Genomic DNA, 19,436 nt, shown 5'->3' on the forward strand with positions numbered 1-19,436 from the left:
CTTGTTATAGAGATATCCGGTTTGTCGTCAGAAGATTTCCCCGACACTAAGCGATAGAATCGGATTAGTTGGACACACAGAAATTACCGGTTAAAACCAAAACGGCAGGCGTTGCCACTTGAGAAACTCCTACGAGAGAACCGATTGAGCCGATAAAATTACCGGACAAAGAATTTCCCGAAGCCTGAGTGATATAAATCTGGCCTTGCGTTAAAATAAACGTGGGAGTAGTATTATTGACCAACATGACACCGATAGGATGGCCGAAAGCAACTTCGGGGTAGCTTGCTATATCGTAAGTGCCGGTTTGGATGGGTTGAGGCAGCATCAGAGAGAAACTGTAAGGTCCGTCGGTAACATTTACAACAGTATAGCCGGAAGGTACATCATAAGGAGTCATGTTGTGCACACCCTGAATTTGAGTAGTAAGGGGCAGGGTTAACGTGGTAGCAGTATTGAAAGTAGAGAGGCCGGGAAGTTCGGTTGTGTTGCTGTTTGCCGTATATTGCAATCCTGCAACCGGACAATCAACCTCTTCGCACAACTGCAAAGAAATATCCGTTGCTTGATTGTCAATGGTATAGACCGTAGTTTGGTCACTAAAGAAGCCTGTAACAATAAACTCTTGCACGCTAACGTCAATCATTTTGCCCCCCGGAACCTGAATCGAAAAGTAACCGCCAGGAGCTGATACAAACTTGTTCTGACCTGCCCACGAAAACTTAACCGTACTTGCAACAAGCGTACCTGAACAGGTAACAACCGACCCGTTAAGTGTGGAAGGGCAACTAACCTGGAAAGGAGGTACGACATAACTATCTGCATCAGATGAGGTTTGAACCGAGGCGGTAACTGTTTCTGTAAAAGAATTGGGAAATGTGCGGGTCGCCGTGATGTCAATAAAAGCATCTGCCGGTACATAGAATTCGAATAACCCGTCAGAACCTACGTTAACATCGGATTGATTGCCCGAAAATAATGCCTTTACATGACCGGCAACCGGATTGTTCATGCAATCAACCAACTTACCCGATACATTAACCGGACATCCCGCCTCTATGTTGGAAGGCAGGTTGTAATTTTGTCCCGAACTTAAAGGCGGAATGGCATAATTATACACAGAAGTATAATGAGTCGTGTTGACTCTAAACTCCATATTATAAGCAGTGCCCCCAATGACCGGCAAATTAAGGGGCAATGAAACCGGTTTTAAATCCGTCCAAAAACCGCCAGGTGTTGAGATATAAACATAAACAGAGCTACCCGCGCAAATATTGATATTTCCGCTTACCGTTGCAGGACAGACAGTTGTTATGCTTTCGAGTGTTTTGGTTGTTCCGGCAGGAACTGCGGGGGCTGTTATAATCGGAGAAGTTAAACCTCCGCTAAGGATCGAATCTATAGAAACACTAAATGTTAATCCGCTTGCTACATTGGATTTGTAAATTCCATCAGAATCGGTGTAGGCGGTAACCGGGCCGACACGTACCGCAATTCCTGCCAACGGGTTATTGGAACAGTCAAACACTTTTCCAGTTACAAAGGTGTTGGGAGAAACCGGGTCGTCGCAATTCCACCAAGAAAAATGACTTACCTGTCCGACGTATTTGTTGCCCTGAAGAACGGCATAACCCTCTTCGACCCAAACATTTTTTATGTCGTCGAAATACCACAGAGGGATTGTGGCTGGGGCATTTGCCATTTGATCTTCGGGGGCAATCATCTCGATAGTGGCGGTTTTCCCTTCTGCCAAGGTTAAGGGAACGCCGGCATTGCTGCTAATTTCTACAGCCAAAGCTCCGTAAGAAATCAGGTGCTGCACCTGCCCGTTATCGTCAATCCCTCTTAAATCGCCGCCCTGCATGACCAAACTAAAAAAAGGACTTTGGGGGTCGGCATAGGTATAAGCTATTTGAACCTCCCCGTTATAAGGTGTTCCTGCTTGGGTTACAAAACTGTTCGCTTCAAAATAGACAGATGCTTTATCCGAAATTGCTATTGCATTATCCACATCAGACATGAATGAAGTTTTTGATTTGTCATTCATCACAAAACGTACTTTAGCGTCTTTATTTGCATAAGTAGCGGCAAACGATTTGTGAAAATAACCTTCCTTGTCTGCCTCTAAAACAATGCGGTTGTTTTTGGCACGAACATGCTCAAAGTAAAACGCACCCAGGGTATCGGTATAGGTATAGATGTACTGACCTGCAGCGTTTTCGGTTTTAATAAGCACATCGCCGATAGGGTTGCCGTCTTTGTCGTTCACAAGGCCATAAACCTTTAACGAGGAAATATAGGCAGGTCCGTCATACAAAGATTCCGCATCATCAAACATACATCGGTTAAACAACAACAATAAACTAACTGTCGCTACCACAAAAAACAACATTCCTTTTTTCATAAAACAATGTTTTATAGTTAAAAAAAAAAGTGGTGAAGGAATCGGGAATAAATTACTTAGTTTTTAGGTTAGTCGGCATATATTTTGTCAAACATGTGATGCTATTGATACGATTTAGGGCAAAGCCACTTATTCGGGACTATCATGGTAAAAACTCTCCAGTACAATCAAATTGGGTATTTTCCAAATCTGCACTTCCGTTCCTTATATATCGCTCCTTTTTTTTGCAAATAGCATATCCATCTCCAACCGTTCATTGGGTCTCCAAAATGAGGCAGTATTAAGTTGTTTGGCAAAAACATTTTAGGCTTTTGCAAAGAACAAGACAGCAAAAAGTACCATTAACTTGTTTAAGGAGGATACAGCTATCATTAAAGAGGCATTTCATCTATGGCTATTAATATATTATTGTTTGGAAAGCAAACCTACAAAAAATATATCAATCAATAATACAAATGCTTGCTTTTTTTGTCTTTTTCTGTATCACGGATTATACTGATGTAAAGATTTGAAGGATATTTGGATGATTCTTATACTAAAATCTGTGCAATCTGTCATCCAACAAATGCGAGATTCGGGCAATAGACAAGAAAAGGTCTGAAACTCAGAATGCGCTCACACCTGCCTAAAATATTCATCCACATATTGATTCAGGGTCTCATTGAGCATCCCCTTATCCCATTGTTCTTCTACATTGGGAATTGCCATAATTTTGGCAAACAGTTGGTCTTGAAGTTTGCCAATTCTCAGAGCATCTGAGTAGCGAAGATGACGACTGAAAGTAACCATCGAATACAAAGGAATGTATCGGTCTTCATATTGCTCATTCAAGCGTTTTTCTATTTGTTTGCGGAGTAAAAAATCATGGTCGGCTACCAGATCCCGCATTTCTACAAAATTTCGAAGGGCTAACTCTGCAATAGCATTGGCATCGGGAATTCGTGATTTTTGATACTGCGACAAAGCAGATGGCCAACTGATTTGCCCGCCATTTTGCGTTTGTTGGTCGAGAATGCCATTTAACACGCTACAATCTTCAAACCCGCAGTTCATACCCTGTCCGTAAAAAGGTACTAAAGCGTGGGCAGCATCTCCAATCAGTGCCACTTTGCTGCCGTAAACCCACGGATTACAACGGATGAGCACCAAAGACGAGGTGGGGTTTTGAAAAAAATCTTCTATTAAAGTGGGCATGAGCGCTTTGGCATCGGGAAAATAATGGTCAAAAAAAGCGTTTACCTCATCTTCAGTGTTGAGGTCGTCGAAACCCGGCTCTCCTACAAACTCAAGGAAAAGCGTACAGGTAAAACTACCATCCGTATTAGGCAGGGCAATGAGCATAAAGGTTTTTCTTGGCCAGATATGCAAAGCGTTTTTTTCCAAAAGCCAGGTTCCGTTAGGACCCGGAGGGATGGTTAACTCCTTGTAACCATGGTCAATATAATCTTGAGCATAATCGAAACGGTCGGTATATTGCATACTTCCTCTCACTGCCGAAAAAGCACCATCAGCCCCAAATATCAAATCGGATTCTACTTTGACGGTTTGACCTGTATCTTGATTTTGCATATACATGGTTGTTGTGTTCAGGTCTAATTTGGTACAACGTTGGTTAAAATGAAACTTTACATGGTCAAAAGAATCTGCACAATCCATCAAGGTTTTGTTTAGCTCTCCTCTTGAAACGGAAAAGATGGATTGCCCTTGTTTACCATAGGGTTGAAAAGACAGACTGCCGTCTGTGTTGTGAACCATTCTGCCAAACATGGGAATTGCAATTTTACGAATGGTATCGGCAACCCCCACTTCTTCGAGGGCGTTCCATCCTCTGTCGCTCAAAGCAAGGTTGATGGATCTTCCTCCGTCAACAACTTGTTTGCGCATGTCCGGACGGCGTTCATAAACATCTACATTCATACCTCGTTTTGCAAGGTACATGGCTAACAAAGACCCAACCAGGCCGGCCCCGGCTATTGAAATATTTTCCATGGATAGGACAATTTGTAAAGGTGAACTGTTATTATGAGGTTAAAAATCGGGGAAACATAATTGCTGTGTTTTGCCGATGGCAGATATACGATGGAAAGATATCTGATACTTCTGAGCAAAAAACAGGTTATTGATTTAAAAACAAGGACTATTTGTTGAACATGAACAATCAAATTGAAGATGTTTTAGGGAATAATTGGTCAAAGTTAATGCAAAAATGCGAAACCACTTTGGAGGAACATCGCCCCATTTTTAACGACATCTTAAAAAGATATGCCCAAAAAGGACGATTTTACCACACAGCTAAACACCTTTGTCAATTGTTTTTACTGCTGGAAAAAGTAGCCGAAAAACTAACTGCTCCCGAAGCGGTATATTGGGCTGTATTTTATCACGATATAGTCTATAATCCACTGCGTAAAGACAATGAGCACCGCAGCGCAAAGTATGCCCGAAAAATGATGCAGCAACTCAAAATTCAGGAAGACCTGATTTTGCTTACTGAACAGTTAATTGTAGCCACTCAAACCCATATCGCTCCAGCCGGCTCATTGCCCGATTTTCTTTACTTTTTAGATGCTGACCTTGCCATTTTGGGAGCAAAACCCGAAAAATACGACCAATACTCAAATGCTATCCGTAAAGAATACCGGTTCATCCCGGATTTCATGTATCGCCCCGGTCGAAAAAAAGTTTTAGAGCAGTTGCTTTCAAAACCTGCTTTGTACTACACACCTCCCTTTCTTAACAGGTTTGAGGCACAGGCCCGTGAAAACATGCTTCGGGAGATTCAAAGTTTGTCCTGATCTAAAAATCCGGTTATTACTTCGGAACAGAAAGTTCGAAAAACTCGTCCAACTTAGGAGTAATGATGATTTCTGTCCTGCGGTTCAGTTTCCGGCCGTCCGCAGTGTCGTTCGTGGTTTTTGGTACAAACTCAGAGCGGCCGCCTGCAGTCATTCGGTAGGGCGCTACTCCAAATCTGTTTTGCAACATACGGATCACCGCAACAGAACGCTTAACGCTAAGATCCCAATTATCTGCCATGCACGAGGTATTGATAGGAACACTGTCTGTATGCCCTTCCACCAAAATATCGAGTTGCTGATAGTCGTTTACAATTTTTGCAATCTTACCCAAAACTGCTTCGGCAGCAGTAGATATTTCAGCACTGCCTGACCTGAATAAAAGTTTGTCGGATAAAGACACATAAACTACCCCTTTTTTGACTTCAATAGTAACATCTTCATCATAGATATTTCCCAAAGATCGTTTGAGGTTGGTTACCAAAGCAATGTTGAGAGAATCTTTTCGCTGAATATTGTCGTTCAGGTTTTTGATGTAGCGGCTTTGGTCGTTAATGGCATCTAAAGACCGGCGAATGCTTTCGGCACCTGATTTGCTGATGACCGATAAATCAGACAATCTGTCCAATAAATTGGTATTGGTTTTTTTCAGGTAGTCAATCTCGGCCTGTAAATCGTTGATGCGATTCATTCTGTTCTGCAACTCATCATCTTTGGCCTGCAATTGTGCTTCTTTGGCTTTCAGATTAGCCTGCAAAGTGATGGTTTTTGTCTCACAGTCGTTCAGGTCGGACTTTGCTCTGTCAAGCAAAGCTTTAACCTCTTGTGTTTTTTGTTGGGCTGTTTTCACCTTTTTCTTCCCCGCACATGCAGATAGGGTTAGCAATGCCAGAGTAATAATTAGTATTTTTTTCATTGTGTTAATTTTTAATTGCAAAACTAAATATTGAAACCAAATATTGCTCCACAAATGCTGGAAATAATACTTTTTATCAGATTTGTTTTGTCCAATACGACAATTTGAAGATAATGGTTGTAAGCCCTGTCAAAAACAACCATGCTGTGAGGCGACAGATGCAAATATTGCAGAAAATTCTTGTCATGCTGTTTGGCTTCACTGATTTTTACAAACTCTGGCGTATCACTGTGGGCATCAATCATCATATAAACCTTCAGTCCGCCTTTTTTCTTCCCTTCATTCTTGAGATTGCGACCAACTCCTTTCATAATGTTCGAAAAAAGGCGTATCGTACTTGAATCGAAAATGAAAAGTTTGGAAAAGGAGACATTCCCAATCCGGCTGACCGACAAAATAGGCTTAAAATGCTCGAGTAACATAAAATAAACGGCTTGGTAAAATTCATTGTCTCGACCTCTAAGACCATCGCCTGCCGTACTCTTTGCCGGTGATTTATCCATGCCCAAATGATTGAGTTTGCCTGATAAACCCTGCATACCATCACAGATTTCACCCATAGAATCGCATCAACTCAATATTCAGAATAACATCGTAACAAGTTGTGTCCACGAATCATAGGTCTTGTAATAATGATCTGATTGGTATTTATTAACAAGCAAATCAAATTTGTTGCGTGGAACAAATTCTAATAACTGTTTGAATATCGGCTGACCGACTAAATGCTTATCTTTGTTTCTCATATCTTTAGTTTGTAGTAGAACCAAAATATGAAAAAAGGAACTTACCCTGAAGGGTAGCTCCTTAATTTATTTTTTGTCGGTTATTAGAGATAGTTTATATTAAATATCGTACAAACCTTATAGGTTTGCCAAACCTATAAGGTTTGTAAATAAGGTTTTCAAAAATGTGATTTCAAAAAGTGTTCTTTTGCGCCAAACCATTTCAATACTTCATCGCGGTTTAACAGAGAAGGTTTTTCAGACAAAACAGCATTAAAAGAACTGTAAATCCACTCTTCGGGGTGTTTTACAAAGCCGTCTTTTACGGGGTTGTTATGAATATAGGGCATCAGGTTGGCATAGTACTCGTCTATGGGTACGACTTGCCGTTTAATATAATCTTCGAGCAATGCGCCTCGTCGCCCGCGCTGTTTGTTAAACGCCTTCACATAACTGTTGCATAAATTGGAAAAACGTTGCATCACGAGTTGATGCGTACCGGAAAAGGTTATATTTACGGCTTCGGCATAACGGCACAACCGCTTTTCTTCGGGTACATATATCAGGAAGTGAAAATGATTGGGCATTAAACAATAGGCATGGGTATCTACAACTTGAGCAACGTAGTGCGAATACTTTGTCAGAAAAAAACGATAGTTATCGTCAGACCGGAACAAGAAGTCGCTGCCCACGGCATGATTCCACACATGATAGTAATTGTTCGGACTAAAACTATCGCGATAGGGAGGCATGATTATTTAGTTTGTTGTGAAAATTATGCTTTTAAAACCTTATAGGTTTGCCAAACCTATAAGGTTTGCAAACAAAAAAATCAGCACAAAACCCAAAGCCCCCCATCTGTCAACAAACACCCTTCTATGGCTTCGTATAAATTCTGCAAAAGTTCATCGTAAGTATCTCCTTGCGTCATGCAACCGGGTATGGCAGGAACCTCCGCCCAAAAACCGCCTTCTTCGGCCTCGTGAACCACTACTTTTATTTTCATTCCGAGATAAAATTTGATTTTATGTACTTTCCACTATTAACGTTATGTCGGTTTGTAGCAAACACGGCAAATTTAGTCATTTATGCCCGATTCTCCGTTTTTTTATTCCAAAAAACAATAAATCTGTTCTTGCCTGCCGCGTTTCTATACCATGCCCGGATTTGTTGTTAATGTTATTCATCTGACTGCAATATGCGTAAAATCATACGGCCGCTGATTCCTGTTCAAAAAAGGGTCAAAATTTGGAACAAGTTTTGTGGAGGTGCAACATTATATCTTATCAGTTCTTACATTTGTGGTGTTTTTGCTGATCTCTCCCTTCTATAACATTAATTGCACCAAAAACCGGCACCTCTGCACGATCAAAAACGGCATACATGAAATTTCCGTTGTTTTTTCGCAAAATAAGTTACTCTTGTTTTGTTTTACTGTTTACTCTGTTCTCTTATTCTTTACATGCACAAACTGTACCCTGTGCAAACGATTTAATGCAAAGCCAATGGCTTGCAACCGATGCCGGATATGCTGCCCGTTTTGCCGAACAAAATGAAATCATTGCCAATGCCACACAGAAACTTTGGGACAAACGCGCGGCAGGAGAGTTAAATAAGTCAGGTACCGGCACAAAAGTTTATACCATACCGGTTGTGGTTCATATTATACATCACCCTGACAGCAGTGTTGGCAAAATTACCAATATACCCGATTCTCAGGTGTATGCTGCTATAAATTATTTAAATGAGAGTTTTAGCAATACAGGGGTTTATGACCCGGCAACCGGTGAAGATATAGACATTGAGTTTTGCCTGGCCACCACTAATCCTTTTGGTAATACAACGACCGGAATCACCCGTTACGGGTCGGTTGCTTTCACCTATCTCGATTTTCCGGTGAACGACAGCATCATGAAATTTACCACCGGTTGGAACCGCTACAACTATTGCAATATATGGTTGCCACATACTATCGCTGATGTGCAGAACAATGTATATTCCTATGCAGGATATGCTCCTCCTGCCGGTTGGCATGGAACCAACCGCGATGGTGTAGTCATGCGGCAGGACTATTTCGGTACCGGTTCTGACAATTCAAAAGTATTAATTCACGAAATAGGACATTATCTCAACCTGTTTCATACGTTCAATATGGGTTGTACCAACTTCGATTGTCGCTATCAGGGTGACTTTGTATGCGATACTCCTCCGGATGCACTGTCGAACGGTTCATTTTGTAATGCCATTAACAGTTGTACGACCGACCCACATGATGTTAACAGTCGCAACCCGTTTCGTCCGGTTAATATGGGCGGAATAGGCGACCAAAACGATATGATAGAAAACTATATGGACTATGGCAACCGGTATTGTCAAACTGTTTTTACTCTGGGGCAAAAAGACCGGATGCGAATTTCCCTTACTGCAATCCGCGGAACCTTATTGGAATCTAATGGTTGCAACACTAATTTCACCAAGGATGTTGGAATTACTGCTATTGTAACCCCTGATAAATTTACCTGCAACGGACAGGCTACAGTTACGCTTAAAAACTTCGGCAATACTGTGATCAATACCACCAAAATCAATTATCAGGTAAATGGCAACCTGTATCTGTATAATTGGTCGGGAACACTTCAGCCCGGAAAGGAAACCAATGTGTTGATTGATTCAGGATTGAGTTTGACAAATGGCACCTATACATTTACCGCCTACACCTCTTTGCCCGATATGTGGGCGGATCAAAATCCATCGAATGACAGTGCTTCCAAAACCTTTCACAAAATAGCCAATAACAGCCTGCCTTTTACCGAAAACTTTGAACTGGCTTCATCTATCAACAATAATTGGTTGATGGTAAACCCCGACAACGGCATTACCTGGCAACAAGCCACAGTTGGCGGTTGTACGGCTAACGGAACAAAAGCCATGCGGATTGACAACAGAACCTACGGCTCGCTTGGACAAAACGACTGGGTTTTTACTGCGGTTAGTTTGTTTAATTATACCACAGCAACCATCAGTTTTGATGTATCTTATGCCATGTATAATACCAACCCCAGCGACCAACTGCGGTTGGTGGTTTCCAACGATTGCGGGCAGAGTTTCAAAACCCTTTATTTTAAACAAGGGCAACAATTAGCCACTGTTTCTCCCGTTTCTTCCTCCTGGACACCCTCAAATTGCAGTCATTGGCAGTCTGAGAGCATAAATCTCTCCGATTATGCCGGTGATGACCTCATCATCGGGTTTACCAATAAATGCCTCAATGGCAATCGTCTTTATGTGGACAATGTCAATATTTCCGGAACCGAAGAAATTTTATGCTTCCCACCTTCCGGCCTTACAGCAAGCGGCGTAAGTTACAACACCGTCAATCTAAACTGGACAAGTACCCAAACCGGAGCCCTGTTTAACATCAAATACCGGCCCGTTGGCAGCGAAACATGGAGTAATGAAATCTATTTTTATAGCGGCACTTCAATCGCATTGCAACAACTGACTGTAGGAACAACTTATGAAGTTTTTCTCCAGAACGCTTGTTCTAACGGGTATAACAGTACTTTTATCACAACCACATTTACTACAACCTATACATCCTGTCCGCCTCCGGTTGAACTGACAGTAGATCAAATTGAAAAATACAGCGCCGTTATCAAATGGGACGGAGGCGATAACGCCTCCGCTTTTCTTGTTTATTATGCTCCGACTTCGAGTCCCACAGCAGAAACCATGCTGATTACCTATGAAGATGAAATCAACCTGACTGAATTGCTGCTCAGTGTTACTTATACAGTTCGGGTAAAAACGGTTTGCATTGGTGGAAGTACAAGCCCCATTTTTAGTCCTTCGGTTCAGTTTACAACAGCCGCAAGCTGTATGCCCCCCAACGGGCTGGTAGTTGCAGATGCCACTGCTGCCTGTGCCAAGATAAATTGGGAACTTGAAGATGATGCAGTATCTTATCGGGTAGAACACCGTCCTTATGGTGCTACTTCCTGGGGAAGCGGCACCTTTGTCAGTAGTCTGTTCTATAATATTCCGGCTCTTAACCCCGCAGCTTTCTACGAAATACGCGTAAGAAGTACCTGTGCGGGAGGAATCAACAGCGATTACAGTTATACCGTTCTGATGGAAACTGCGCCGGCCTGTAACACCCCTTCTGGGCTGACCGTTGTTGGTGAAACCGATTCGAGTGCTATTTTAGTTTGGGGCGCACAGGCAGAATCCGAAAAATACAATGTGCGCTACCGGATTGTGGGCAGCAGTAGTTGGACAAACTTTGTTCATTCAGGTATCTATTTTACCCTTAACGGTTTAGTTCCCTGTACCAATTACGAGTTTCAGGTTCAATCTTCCTGTGGAGGTTTTTCCCCAACTTGTACCGATGTATCTGGATTTAGCCCGTCCTACTTTTTTTCCACTTTTTGTACCGGATATTGTACATCTTCGGGAATGAGCACCGGAAATTTATGGATTGATGCTGTATCGTTCGATGACTTTTACCATGAAAGCGGAAACAATAGCGGTTATTATCCCTATAGCCTGGGATCAATAGTTCTGGGTCAAGAACAAAAAGTACCTGTTTCTTTGACCGAAGGAACCCCCCGAAAACTTACAGACACCCATTGGAAAGTATGGATTGACTATGATCAGAACTTGGCGTTTGATGCCGGAGAGTTGGTCTTTAGTGCGGTCAATCCGGCATTATCTTCTATTTTTTCTTCCACCCCTTTGACAACAACCGGTTATGTCAATATACCGGAAACAGCACCTTTAGGTTTTACCCGAATGCGTGTTTCGTTAAGTACAGATGGAAATGTGTTGCCCTGTGATGTTTTTGATTTGGGGGAAGTCGAGGACTATATTATAGAAATTGTGCCGGGTGGCGGGAAATCAGAAATTTTAGTTCCGCAGATTGTTCTATTCCCCAATCCAGCCTCAGAATCCATTCAACTCAATGTGTTTTTACCGGATAGTCAAATACCTGCCGACATCAGGATTTTCAATATCATGGGTCAAGAGGTTCTGCCTTCTGTTCCGGTAGTTAACAACCAAACTATAACAATGCCGGTAAATGATCTCACGCCGGGCGTTTATTATTGCGCATTAGTTCAAAACAATCAATCCATTGCCGTTCATAAATTAGTTGTTGTGCGATAAAGTTGATTCCTGCTGCCAATTACTTTCCGGAAATCAGACCTTTCCTGTATAGACTAAATATGAGACAAAACCAATGGCAACTGCCTTGGAGTGATACCCTGAACGTGATTGACGATATGCCGGATATGTTCGGGCGTAGTGCCGCAACAACCCCCTACAATATTCACCAATCCGCTTTTGGCAAACTCTTCAATAATCTCGCACATTTCCTGAGGAGTTTGGTCGTAGGTACCAAAGGCATTTGGCAACCCTGCATTAGGATAACAACTGATATAGCAGGACGCAATTCGTGCCAATTCTGCCAGATAAGGACGCATTTCAGTAGCCCCCAAAGCACAGTTTAGCCCTATGCTCAATAAAGGAACGTGACTGACCGAATTGTAAAATGCTTCGGTAGTTTGTCCGCTAAGAGTTCGGCCGCTTTGGTCGGTAATGGTAAAAGAAACCATGATGGGCAATTCTTGCCCGGTGTGTTCAAACAAATCTAAAATGGCATACAACGCTGCCTTGCAGTTGAGGGTGTCAAAAACGGTTTCGACTAAAAGGGCATCTGCTCCACCGTCTAACAATCCTTTGGCCTGTACATAATAAGCCTCTTTCAGTTGGTCAAATGTTATGGCACGAAAAGCCGGACGGTTTACATCGGGAGAAATCGAGGAGGTTTGGTTGGTGGGACCGATAGCTCCTGCTACAAAACGGGGCTTATCCGGAAATAGCCGGGTAAATTCGTCTGCAGCATGACGGGCAATACGGGCGGCTTCTACATTCAGTTCATACGCCAGTTCTGACAGCCCGTAATCGGCTTGTGAAATTGAAGTGCTGTTAAAAGTATTGGTTTCGATAATGTCGGCTCCTGCTGACAAATAAGCGCGGTGAATGTCGCCGATGATATCCGGCCTTGTCAGGCACAATAAATCATTGTTGCCTTTAAGGTCTTTTGGGTGCAAGGCAAAACGGGTTCCCCTGAAATCGGACTCAGTAAGCTGATAGTGTTGTATCATTGTGCCCATAGCACCATCAATCACTAAAATGCGTTCCTGTAATGCCTCCCTGAGACTGTTGTTTTTTGTCGTCATACTAAAAAATAATGTTTAAATTGTTGCCTTAATAATAACAAATCTGCCCGAAACGTTCTACATCCTTCTATCCGGTTAATGCTTGATAAAAAACGTTTACCAACAAAAATATAACCCTAAAACAAAAGTTTTATCATCTTCGTTTAGTCAATCAAAAAGTTATATCGTATGCAAAAATCAGTTTGGTTTGGAATAATCCTGTCAGGCTTAATTTATATGACCGTTCAGTCGGGCTGTCAAACTTCAGAAAAAAGCAAACCGGATATCCGGCATATAGATTTGAGCTTGAACATTCAGCGTTTTGAAACAGACTTATTCTCTTGCGACACAACGGACTATCAACCCTGTTTTGCAAATTTAGAACAAAAATATCCCCACTTTTACCCGCTTTATATCAACAATTTGCTGGCTATTCGCAGCCCTCGTGACACAGGCAGATTGTATGAATCGAAACTGAGAGATTTTATAGCCAACAGCAACCTCAGGGCATTGTTCGATACAGTTATGCTAAAATATCCCGATTTAGACGGAATGAAAAACGATTTTACCACCGCCTTTAAATACTATAAATACTATTTCCCGGAAAAACCTGTTCCTGTAATTATCACTCATATTTCGGAATTTGGCCCTGCTGCTGCCACATTCGACAGTACCACCTTGGCCATAAGTTTAGACATGTTTCTGGGAAAAGATTTTGTTTATTATGCTTCTATCGGTCTGCCTAAATTCATGACCTATCGCCTACGTCCTGAATACATTGTCCCTAACGCTATGAAAGCATGGTCTAAAGCGATCTTTGAACCTAAAACAACAGAGGTCAAACTCATTGACCGGATGGTGGAAGAGGGAAAAACCCTCTACTTTTTAGACCTGACACTGCCTGATATTCCCGATTCACTCAAAATCGGATACTCTGCCAATAGTTTGCAATGGTGTATAGATAACGAAAAAGAAATGTGGTCTTATTTTATTGAAAAAGACTTATTGTACAGCACCAAATCTATGGAATACCTGAAGTATATCAACGAGGCCCCAAATACTGCCGGAATGCCTCCCGAAGCTCCCGGCCAAACCGGAATTTGGTTGGGTTGGCAGATTGTACGCAAGTTTATGCAGCAAAACCCCGATGTCGAACCGGAAGAACTGATGCTTTTAACCGACGGGCAGGAACTCCTGAAACGTTCTAAATATAAACCGGGGAGATAGAATGAGTCGCTTGTTTTAAGGATAACCGGATTCTTTCAGTCTGGAATTTAAACAGGCTGCCTCTTTTAGACAACCTCTTTTTAAGTTGTTTGTGTCCCCACAAACAACTTAAAAAACTGAAGGAGTTTGTTTGAGTGTTCTCGTTTTTTATGAAAATAATACTGCTTATACTATTTTTGGGGCAATAAAAAACGACATGAATCTAATCCGGAAAATACTGATTGCCAACAGAGGCGAGATTGCCCTTAGAATTATGAGAACCTGTTCCCAAATGGGAATTGCTACTGTAGCTATCTATTCTGATGCAGATGATGAGGCTATGTTTGTCAGGCAGGCAGATGAAGCTGTATGTATTGGAGGGAAACAAGCCTCGGAGTCATATTTAGACCAACATAAAATCATAGAAGCTGCACGTTTAACTCAAGCCGATGCCATTCATCCGGGCTATGGTTTTCTTTCAGAAAATGCCGGTTTTGCCCAACGTTGTGCCGACGAAGGGTTTATTTTTATCGGACCAAACCCAAAAGCAATCTCAGCTATGGGATCTAAAATCGGGGCAAAAACCATCATGCAACAGCGAGGAGTTCCGACCATTCCGGGCTATAATGGCGAAGACCAATCAGTTCAAAACTTATGCGAACAAGCACTACGGATTGGATTTCCCCTGTTGTTGAAAGCCTCGGCAGGCGGAGGAGGAAAAGGCATGAGAATAGTCCGCAACCCCGAAGACCTGAAAAATTACATCGCAGCGGCAAAGCGAGAAGCCCTCGCAGCTTTTGGGGACGATACCCTGCTCATCGAAAAATACTTCGATTCGGCAAGGCATATCGAGTTTCAGATTTTTGGTGATAAACATGGAAACGCCATCCACTGTTTTGAAAGAGAATGTTCCATCCAACGACGTTATCAAAAAATTATTGAAGAATCGCCCTCCCCTGCGCTTACTCCTCATTTACGGCAAGAAATGGGAAACGCCGCAGTTACCGCAGCAAAAGCCATCGGCTATGATAATGCCGGAACTGTGGAGTTTATTTTAACTCCCGAAAACCGGTTTTACTTTCTCGAAGTCAATACCCGGCTTCAGGTAGAACATCCCGTTACCGAATTAGTAACCGGATTAGATTTGGTTCAAATGCAAATCGAAGTAGCACAAGGTTTTCACTTGCCAATTTCACAAGAAGAACTGAAACAAACCGGTCATGCAATTGAATGTCGGCTGTATGCCGAAGATGCGTCCAACAATTTCTTGCCCACTACCGGAACCATTCATCTTTGGCTAACCGGAAAAACCGGAGGTATGAGATATGATACAGGGGTCGAAACCAATTCGGTCATAGATATTTATTACGACCCCATGATAGCAAAGGTTATTGCTTATGCGCCAAACCGTTATGATTGCATCAGAAAAATGTGCCGTGCCCTTCAGGAATTAGCTGTACTGGGACTGACCACCAATAAGGACTTTCTCATCCAAATTCTGCAAAATCAACAATTTATAAACGGTCATTTTGACACCCATTTTTTGGGTAAATCTTTTACCTATCAACCCCAGCATTTTACCGACTATAAAATCAATTGTTTTGCCATAGCTGCTTTGTTATTTCAATGGCAATCCCGCCGTGGGGTGCAGCAAGTTCTTCAGCATATTCCATCGGGTTGGAGAAACAACTACTACCAACCTCAAACCGAAGTATTTAATTGGGGAAGTACGGAAATCGAACTTGATTACAGCGTGTCCGAAAGTCTGCAATTTGAAATAACCATTGCCGGTTCCCGCTTTGAAGTAAAATTGCTCGAACTAAACTTTCCTTATCTGACCTGTCTCATTAACCGGCATAACCTCCGGTTTACCCTTGCAGAAACCCCTCAAAATATTTACCTCCATCAAACAGATTGGGGCAGTATTGCTCTGCAAAAGGTTTCCCCTTTTCCAGAGAAACAAGTAATGCAAAACCAAGGGGCTTATATCTCGCCAATGCCCGGTGAAGTGGTAAAAGTCATGGTAAAGTCCGGAGACAAGGTTAAAGCCGGCGATACGCTGATTGTCCTAACCAGTATGAAGATGGAAAATACCATCGAAGCTTACGAAGATGGAACTGTAGAAGAAGTATATGTTGCTGAAAAAACAACAGTAGCTGCTGATTCTGTATTGTTGAAAATGAAAGAGTAGAACAATAAAAAATATTGCCGGCTGATATCATAAATACTTTCTTTCTGCCAATTAGCCGGCCTCCCCAAAAATTGAATTAAACGACCCTGCATCAAAATCTTCACAGATAATTTCCAGAGTTTGTTTGCCTCTTTTTGCAAATTCGTATCTGATTAAAGTCGCTTCCTCTTCTTCGTTTACCACGATATGCGTATCTGTCAATTCAACAACTAATCTCAATTTATTGGTTGCATTGATGCTTGTGCTAACCGCCCCTTGCTTTATCAACATCCCTGTTAAACAATCTTTATACGGCCTTTTTTCATAACGGTCTTCTACAATTACAAACCTGTTCCATCCAGGATGTTTGAGGTCTAAGTAACCCAACAAAGCACCAATATTTTTATTCATCCTGATTTCAACAAATTTATTACCCAGACGTATAAAATGATGCTTTCCCGATTTCAACTTCCTGAATAAATAAAATTCCTTCCATCCTTCATGCCTTACATGTAAATATTCTGCTAACTCTGCTATTTCTTTTACTCTTGAATATGGTTCGATAATAGCGGTTTTATCTTTAACTTTTCCCAATGTACTTTCTACCGCAGCTATTTTGCCCATTATAATATTGTTTTAAAATAAGTTGCAAAATAAGTAAAAATAGCCAAAAACTGATAACTGATTTTAATTAAGTCAGGGTATATTTGCAAACTCGTGGTATTTTAGCCCGAAAGCCGGTCAATTTATGCAAAAACTTATGCGCCCCATTCACTATATATCTATCTTAATATGCCTGCTGCTTTTTCATTTAGTTCTGGCGCAGCAACCGCACCTCAAAACAGGAATGACTTATGAAATCAACATCAAAAGGGCAAAACAAAGCATAAAATTAGATGGCATATTAAATGAACCTGATTGGGGGGAAGCTCAAATTGCAAAAGATTTTTACCAAACACTGCCTGATGATATGGATTTTGCCCGTTCAAAAACAGAGGTCCGCCTGACCTACGACCATCAATATATCTATGTTGCTGCGGTTTGTTATGACGAAATTCCGGGCAATTATGTTATTCAATCCCTCAAGCGGGATTTTTCCTATCCCGTTACAGATGCTTTTGTAGTGTTTTTTGATCCATTCGGCAATCAAACCACCGGCTTTAGTTTTGCAGCCAGCCCTTTAGGGGTAGAACGGGAAGGATTGCTGGAATATGGGGGGATTTTTGGAGTTACCACAAGTTGGGACAATCGTTGGTTTTCCGCTGTATATGCTGAAACAGGAAAATGGACTGTTGAAATGGCTATTCCTTTTAAAACCATACGATATGATGAAAACCGTCCGGTATGGAACGTGAATTTTTCTCGCAACGACCTGAAACGGATAGAAACCTCGACCTGGAGTCCGGTGCCTACTCAATTTAATGTGGCTTCGTTAGCCTTTACCGGAAAACTAATCTGGGATCATCCACCCAAAAAAGCAGGTGGCAATGTTTCTCTGATTCCCTACCTTCGATCCAGCGCACACCGAAACTATAAAACACAGGATAAACCGGAAATTGATTACCCTCAAGGCGGAATGGATGCTAAAATTGCCCTGACCAGTTCGTTGAATTTAGACCTCACCATCAATCCGGATTTTTCGCAGGTAGAAGTGGACAGACAGGTAACCAACTTAGAAAGGTTCAACCTGTTTTTCCCCGAAAGGCGGCAGTTTTTTATCGAAAACAGCGATTTATTTCAATTTGGTACTGCTTCTATGCGACCATTTTTTTCACGCCAAATAGGGCTTGAAGTTCCTATCTTATTCGGAGCCCGGCTCACCGGAAACCTCAATGAAAACTGGAGGGTAGGATTACTGACTGCTCAGACAGAAGGTGTTCCTAACGGCATACAGAGTCAAAATTTTTCTGTGGCTGCCCTGCAGCGCAAAGTTTTAGCCCGAAGCAATATCACCGGTTTTTTAATTAACCGACAATCTTTTACCAACTTTAAACCCGACAAAGACGACTTTAACAGAGTGGCAGGTGTTGAACTTCGGTTTCGCTCAGCAAATAACAAATGGGGCTCTGATTTGCTCTATCATCAATCTTTTACCCAATATGATACCGAAACTTTTTCACCAAAACTTATCAACCGAGCGGGTTTAATTGGAAGTGTCAACTATGACGGCAGGCATGTTTATGCCTTTGCCTCATTGGAACATGCCGGACAGGACTATATCGCCGACAGCGGTTTTTTACAAGACCTCTACCACAGAAATGATCAGGAAAATACAACAATAGCAGCTCCTTATTTAACTTCGTACCATTATTTAGGGTATAAGTTTTATCCTGAAAAGTTGGATGCTGTTCGATATTGGGGTCCTGAATTAGGCAACAGGGTTTTTTACTATTACACGCCGGAAAAAGTAGAACGTTGGACCGGGTTTAAGCTCTCTTCCTTTTTTAAAGATAACAGTATTGCACGACTTGTGGTGGATAATTATGCTACTCAAGTTTTGTTTCCGACCAATATTACCGGACAAATGGACTCTTTGCTGATGCCCGGCAACTATAACTATACTGATTATGGGTTAGAATATGAATCTGCGCCGCGCAACAAACTTTATGGAAAATTCAGAGCCTTTTATGGTGGCTTTTACAACGGCAGCAAACTCTCCCTGAGTGCAGATGCGACTTTACGGATTCAGCCCGTTGCTAATCTGGCACTCAATATTGCTTATAATGATATCGCGTTTCCGGAGGGATTTGGAAACAGCCGGCTTCTGCTCATTAGCCCTCGGATAGAGTTTACTTTTACCCGAAGTCTGTTTTTTACCACCTTTTTGCAATATAATACACAAACCGAAAACTTCAACATCAACAACCGGCTTCAATGGAGATTTGCCCCAATGTCTGATGTTTTTCTGGTATTTACAGATAATATGGATTCCGACAATTTTTCTCAAAAAGACTGGGGAGTGGTATTAAAAATAAACTATTGGTTTACCTTGTAAAGGTTCTGTC

The 19,436-nt window shown here is 41.8% G+C and carries 14 protein-coding genes; 5 read left to right on the plus strand and 9 right to left on the minus strand.

Annotation, left to right across the window (positions count from 1 at the left end; all coding sequences use genetic code 11):
* Positions 1 to 64: 64 nt before the first annotated feature.
* Both IPM47_00240 and IPM47_00245 read right to left on the minus strand, forming a co-directional pair.
* Entirely contained in the window at positions 65 to 2,404 is a 2,340-nt protein-coding gene (locus IPM47_00240; GenBank protein QQS29416.1) for a hypothetical protein, read from the minus strand.
* Positions 2,405 to 3,019: 615 nt separating this feature from the next.
* Positions 3,020 to 4,393, minus strand: coding sequence for an FAD-dependent monooxygenase (locus IPM47_00245; protein ID QQS29417.1), 1,374 nt, complete (start codon positions 4,391 to 4,393; stop codon positions 3,020 to 3,022).
* A gap of 161 nt (positions 4,394 to 4,554) precedes the next feature.
* Between IPM47_00245 and IPM47_00250 the strand changes: the two genes are divergently transcribed.
* The gene (locus IPM47_00250) at positions 4,555 to 5,199 is read left to right on the plus strand and encodes a hypothetical protein (protein ID QQS29418.1); all 645 of its coding nucleotides are present in this window, start codon (positions 4,555 to 4,557) and stop codon (positions 5,197 to 5,199) included.
* A gap of 16 nt (positions 5,200 to 5,215) precedes the next feature.
* On the opposite strand, the gene IPM47_00255 is transcribed toward IPM47_00250, so the two are convergent.
* From IPM47_00255 to IPM47_00275, 5 genes are all read right to left on the minus strand, one after another.
* On the minus strand, positions 5,216 to 6,115 hold the full coding sequence (locus IPM47_00255; GenBank protein QQS29419.1) for an OmpA family protein: 900 nt from the start codon (positions 6,113 to 6,115) through the stop codon (positions 5,216 to 5,218).
* A 23-nt stretch (positions 6,116 to 6,138) separates the two neighbouring features.
* Positions 6,139 to 6,618 carry a transposase gene (locus IPM47_00260; protein QQS29420.1) on the minus strand — a complete coding sequence of 160 codons (480 nt, stop codon included), beginning with the start codon at positions 6,616 to 6,618 and terminating at the stop codon, positions 6,139 to 6,141.
* Between the two features lie 78 nt (positions 6,619 to 6,696).
* Positions 6,697 to 6,858, minus strand: a complete 162-nt coding sequence (locus IPM47_00265; GenBank protein QQS29421.1) for a DUF4372 domain-containing protein — start codon at positions 6,856 to 6,858, stop codon at positions 6,697 to 6,699.
* A 158-nt stretch (positions 6,859 to 7,016) separates the two neighbouring features.
* Positions 7,017 to 7,589 (minus strand): hypothetical protein, encoded by a 573-nt coding sequence (locus IPM47_00270; protein QQS29422.1) that lies wholly within the window; start codon positions 7,587 to 7,589, stop codon positions 7,017 to 7,019.
* An 80-nt stretch (positions 7,590 to 7,669) separates the two neighbouring features.
* The gene (locus tag IPM47_00275; GenBank protein QQS29423.1) at positions 7,670 to 7,843 is read right to left on the minus strand and encodes a type II toxin-antitoxin system HicB family antitoxin; all 174 of its coding nucleotides are present in this window, start codon (positions 7,841 to 7,843) and stop codon (positions 7,670 to 7,672) included.
* A 377-nt stretch (positions 7,844 to 8,220) separates the two neighbouring features.
* On the opposite strand from IPM47_00275, the gene IPM47_00280 reads away from it, so the two are divergent.
* Positions 8,221 to 12,000, plus strand: coding sequence for a fibronectin type III domain-containing protein (locus IPM47_00280; protein QQS29424.1), 3,780 nt, complete (start codon positions 8,221 to 8,223; stop codon positions 11,998 to 12,000).
* Positions 12,001 to 12,053: 53 nt separating this feature from the next.
* Here the strand turns inward: IPM47_00280 and IPM47_00285 are convergent, their stop codons facing one another.
* On the minus strand, positions 12,054 to 13,076 hold the full coding sequence (locus tag IPM47_00285) for a homocysteine S-methyltransferase family protein (GenBank protein ID QQS29425.1): 1,023 nt from the start codon (positions 13,074 to 13,076) through the stop codon (positions 12,054 to 12,056).
* A gap of 168 nt (positions 13,077 to 13,244) precedes the next feature.
* On the opposite strand from IPM47_00285, the gene IPM47_00290 reads away from it, so the two are divergent.
* The gene (locus IPM47_00290) at positions 13,245 to 14,282 is read left to right on the plus strand and encodes a hypothetical protein (GenBank protein ID QQS29426.1); all 1,038 of its coding nucleotides are present in this window, start codon (positions 13,245 to 13,247) and stop codon (positions 14,280 to 14,282) included.
* 196 nt (positions 14,283 to 14,478) lie between these two features.
* Positions 14,479 to 16,452: an acetyl-CoA carboxylase biotin carboxylase subunit gene (locus IPM47_00295; GenBank protein ID QQS29427.1), complete on the plus strand. Its 1,974-nt coding sequence runs from the start codon at positions 14,479 to 14,481 to the stop codon at positions 16,450 to 16,452.
* 51 nt (positions 16,453 to 16,503) lie between these two features.
* Here the strand turns inward: IPM47_00295 and IPM47_00300 are convergent, their stop codons facing one another.
* Positions 16,504 to 17,055: a hypothetical protein gene (locus tag IPM47_00300; protein ID QQS29428.1), complete on the minus strand. Its 552-nt coding sequence runs from the start codon at positions 17,053 to 17,055 to the stop codon at positions 16,504 to 16,506.
* 124 nt (positions 17,056 to 17,179) lie between these two features.
* Here IPM47_00300 and IPM47_00305 point away from each other — a divergent pair, with 124 nt between their 5' ends.
* Positions 17,180 to 19,426 (plus strand): carbohydrate binding family 9 domain-containing protein, encoded by a 2,247-nt coding sequence (locus tag IPM47_00305; GenBank protein QQS29429.1) that lies wholly within the window; start codon positions 17,180 to 17,182, stop codon positions 19,424 to 19,426.
* Positions 19,427 to 19,436 lie beyond the last annotated feature (10 nt).

The organism is Sphingobacteriales bacterium, assembly GCA_016700115.1.
Taxonomy (GTDB): Bacteria; Bacteroidota; Bacteroidia; order Chitinophagales; family UBA2359; genus UBA2359.

Excerpts from the sequence above, each read along its gene's own strand:
- IPM47_00250 (QQS29418.1), top strand. The coding sequence starts at position 4,555 with ATGAACAATCAAATTGAAGATGTTTTAGGGAATAATTGGTCAAAGTTA.
- IPM47_00255 (QQS29419.1), bottom strand. The coding sequence starts at position 6,115 with ATGAAAAAAATACTAATTATTACTCTGGCATTGCTAACCCTATCTGCA.
- IPM47_00245 (QQS29417.1), bottom strand. The coding sequence starts at position 4,393 with ATGGAAAATATTTCAATAGCCGGGGCCGGCCTGGTTGGGTCTTTGTTA.
- IPM47_00290 (QQS29426.1), top strand. The coding sequence starts at position 13,245 with ATGCAAAAATCAGTTTGGTTTGGAATAATCCTGTCAGGCTTAATTTAT.
- IPM47_00295 (QQS29427.1), top strand. The coding sequence starts at position 14,479 with ATGAATCTAATCCGGAAAATACTGATTGCCAACAGAGGCGAGATTGCC.
- IPM47_00305 (QQS29429.1), top strand. The coding sequence starts at position 17,180 with ATGCAAAAACTTATGCGCCCCATTCACTATATATCTATCTTAATATGC.
- IPM47_00270 (QQS29422.1), bottom strand. The coding sequence starts at position 7,589 with ATGCCTCCCTATCGCGATAGTTTTAGTCCGAACAATTACTATCATGTG.
- IPM47_00240 (QQS29416.1), bottom strand. The coding sequence starts at position 2,404 with ATGAAAAAAGGAATGTTGTTTTTTGTGGTAGCGACAGTTAGTTTATTG.
- IPM47_00265 (QQS29421.1), bottom strand. The coding sequence starts at position 6,858 with ATGAGAAACAAAGATAAGCATTTAGTCGGTCAGCCGATATTCAAACAG.
- IPM47_00285 (QQS29425.1), bottom strand. The coding sequence starts at position 13,076 with ATGACGACAAAAAACAACAGTCTCAGGGAGGCATTACAGGAACGCATT.
- IPM47_00275 (QQS29423.1), bottom strand. The coding sequence starts at position 7,843 with ATGAAAATAAAAGTAGTGGTTCACGAGGCCGAAGAAGGCGGTTTTTGG.
- IPM47_00280 (QQS29424.1), top strand. The coding sequence starts at position 8,221 with ATGAAATTTCCGTTGTTTTTTCGCAAAATAAGTTACTCTTGTTTTGTT.
- IPM47_00260 (QQS29420.1), bottom strand. The coding sequence starts at position 6,618 with ATGGATAAATCACCGGCAAAGAGTACGGCAGGCGATGGTCTTAGAGGT.
- IPM47_00300 (QQS29428.1), bottom strand. The coding sequence starts at position 17,055 with ATGGGCAAAATAGCTGCGGTAGAAAGTACATTGGGAAAAGTTAAAGAT.